This window comes from Burkholderia sp. Ax-1720, assembly GCF_011753035.1.
GTDB lineage: Bacteria > Pseudomonadota > Gammaproteobacteria > Burkholderiales > Burkholderiaceae > Burkholderia > Burkholderia gladioli.
In genome coordinates this window covers 1-3,180 of the sequence record NZ_VWWK01000337.1, presented here as the reverse complement: position 1 = coordinate 3,180, position 3,180 = coordinate 1, and the positions used below count along the sequence as shown (strand labels likewise).

Annotated in this window: 1 protein-coding gene; it reads right to left on the bottom strand. The window is 74.8% G+C overall.

Annotation, left to right across the window (positions count from 1 at the left end; genetic code table 11):
- Positions 1-179: 179 nt before the first annotated feature.
- A partial coding sequence (locus tag F3J18_RS36325) for a non-ribosomal peptide synthetase (RefSeq protein ID WP_166916976.1) occupies positions 180-3,180 on the bottom strand: 3,001 nt, incomplete at its 5' end.

Below are 3,180 nucleotides of genomic sequence, written 5' to 3'. Positions count from 1 at the left end.
TGTCGCGAGCGGCAGCGCGTCGGGCCGGGCGGGAGAGTTGTTGTCCGTCACGTCATTGATTTCCAGTCTGTCGGCCGGCGCCCCTTTCGCGAGGCGCCGGACCGGGGATGCGCGGCGGCCTGGCCGGGTCGCCCCGGCGGCCGCCGCGCATCGCTAGCCCTCGATCGGGCTTTGCGTGCTTACAGCGAATCGAGCAGCCCCTGCATCGCGTCGAGCGCCGAGCCGCCGCCGGCATCGCTCGCACCGCCCTCGCGATCGAGCCGCGCCGCCAGGTCGGCCGCGCGCGGATGCGCGAACAGCAGCGCCAGCTCGACCTGCCGGCCGAGCCGCTCGCCCAGCCGCGCGGCGACCCGCACGGCCGCCAGCGAATGGCCGCCCAGCCCGAAGAAGTCGTCGTCGATGCCGACCCGCGGCAGCGCCAGCACCTCGGCCCAGGTCTCGCAGACCAGCGCCTCGGTCGGCGTGCCGGGGGCGACATAGCTGTCCTCGTCATGCGCGGCGACGTCCGGCAGCGCATTGCGATTGAGCTTGCCGTTCGAGGTCAGCGGCAGCGCCTCGAGCCGCACGATCTGCGCGGGCACCTGCTGCATCGGCAGTTGCTCGGCCAGTTGCGCGCGCAGGCCGGTGACATCGGCCTCGCCGGTCACGTAGGCCACCAGCCGCCGCGCGCTGCCCTCGCCGACGATCCGGCAGGCCGCGCCGCTCACGCCCTCGATGCCGCGCAGCGCCGCCTCGGTCGCGCCCAGCTCGATGCGGAAGCCGCGCAGCTTGACCTGCTGGTCGGCGCGGCCCAGGTATTCGAGCCGGCCGTCGCGGCGCACCCGGCACAGATCGCCGGTGCGATACAGGCGCGCGCCCGGCGCGCCGTGCGGATCGGGAATGAAGCGCTCGGCGCTCAGTCCCGGGCGGCCGAGGTAGCCGCGCGCGAGGTTCGCGCCGCCGATGCAGAGCTCGCCGATGCCGTTGTCCGGTACCGGCTGGCCGCTCTCGTCGAGCACCTGCAGCGTGGTGTGCTCCAGCGGCGCGCCCAGCGTGATCGGCGCGCCGGCCTCGAGCCGCGCGGCGCTCGACCAGATGGTGGTCTCGGTCGGCCCGTACAGGTTCCACAGCGTCACGCCGCGCGCATGCAGCGCCTCGGCCAGGTCGGGCGGCAGCGCCTCGCCGCCGCTCAGCGCCGTGAAGCGCCCGCGCCGGCCCTGCCAGCCGCCGTCGAGCAGCACCCGCCAGCCCATCGGCGTGGCCTGCATGATGGTGGCGCCGGAGGTGTCGGCCAGCGCCGCCAGCTTCGGGCCGTCGACCACGGTCTCGCGCGTCGCCAGCTCGATGCGCGCGCCGCAGGCCAGCGGCAGGTACAGCTCCAGCGCGGCGATGTCGAAGGACAGCGTGGTGACCGCCAGCCAGACATCGTCGGGGCTCAACGCCAGGCGCGAACGCAGGCTGTCGAGGAAACGCGCCAGCGCCCCGTGCGAGACGCCGACGCCCTTCGGCCGGCCGGTCGAGCCCGAGGTGTAGATCACGTAGGCGAGCCGGGCCGGATCGACCGGCGGCAGGTCGAGCGCGGCCTGCGGATCGGCGTCGGCCGGCGACTGCGTGGCAGCCGCGTCGATCTCGATCTGCCGATGCGCCGTGCCGAGCGCGGCGAGCCGCTCGCGGCCGGCAGCGTCCACCAGGGTGCAGGCCAGCGCGGCGTCCTCGATCATGCCGGCCAGGTGCGCATCGGGATACGCCGGGTCGAGCGGCACATAGGCCGCGCCGGCCTTCAGCACCGCGAGCACGGCCACCAGCATCGCGCCGGACCGCGAGGTGCACACGCCCACCAGCGCCTCGGCGCCGATCCCCTCGGCGCGCAGCCGCCGCGCCAGGCGGGTGGCGCGCTCGTCGAGTTCGCGATAGCTCAGCGTCTCGCCCTCGCAGCGCAGCGCGATCACCTCCGGCGAACGGCGCGCCTGCGCGGCGATCCGTTCGTGCGCGGCCGCGAAGGGCTGCGCCTCGAAGCTGCCGCGGCTCGCCACCGGCCGCGCCACCAGCGCCAGCTCGCGCAGGCGCGGGCCGCCGCCGACGCTGCCGGCCACGATCTGCCGCAGCAGCGCACGGTAGTCGTCGAGCAGGCGCTCGACCGTCTCCCGGTCGAACAGGTCGGCCGCGTAACCGAAGGACAGCCCGATGCGCTCGCCCACCGACACGCCCAGCGTGAGGTCGAACTGCGCGGCGGTGCGCTGGCTGCCGAACGGGCTCAGGCGCAGCGTGTCGGCCACGCGCCGCTCGGTGGCGCCCTGCTGCACATCGTAGTTGAACATCGCCTGGAACAGCGGCGTCTGGCTCGCCACGCGCTGCGGCTGCAGGGCGTCGACGATGCGCGCGAACGGCACGTCCTGGTTGGCCTGCGCGTCGAGCACGCGCTGCCGGACCTGGGCCAGCAGCGCCTCGAACGGCAGCGCGCCCGACAGCTCGGCACGGATCACCGCCGTGTTGACGAAGAAGCCGATCAGCGGCTCGATCTCGATCCGCTCGCGCCCGCCCAGCGGGATCCCGACGCGGATGTCGCGCTGCCCGCCGTAACGATGCAGCAGCGCGTGGAAGGCCGCCAGCAGGGTCATGAACAGGGTCGCGTCGTGGTGGCGCGCATAGGTCTGCAAGGCGTCGGCCAGCGCCCGGTCCAGCTCCGCGCCGACCTGGCCGCCGAGGCCGTCGCGCCGGGCCGGCCGCGGCCGGTCGGCGGGCAGCTCCAGCACCGGCTGCTCGTCGCCGAGCGTGTCGCGCCAGTAGTCGAGCTGCGCCTCCAGCACGCCCGCGTCGAGCGATTCGTGCTGCCAGACCGCGTAGTCGGTGTACTGCACCGGCAGCGCGGGCGCATAGGCGCCGGCGTCGCCGCGCACGGCGGCCTCGTAGGCGGCGCCCAGCTCGTCGACCAGCAGGTTCATCGACCAGCCGTCGGTGGCGATGTGATGCAGCGTGAGCTGGAACACATGCGTATCGCCGCCGACGCGCGCCAGCCGCGCGCGCAGCAAGGGCCCGTGCTGCAGGTCGAACGGCATGGCGCCGCCCTCGCGCAGCCAGGCCGTGCAGGCCGGCGCCTCGGGCGAGGCGAAGCCCGCCTCCTCCCAGCCGGCGCGCAGCGTGTCGTCGATCACCAGCCAGGGCGCGCCCTGGCGCTCGTCGAAGCGCGCATGCAGCATCTCG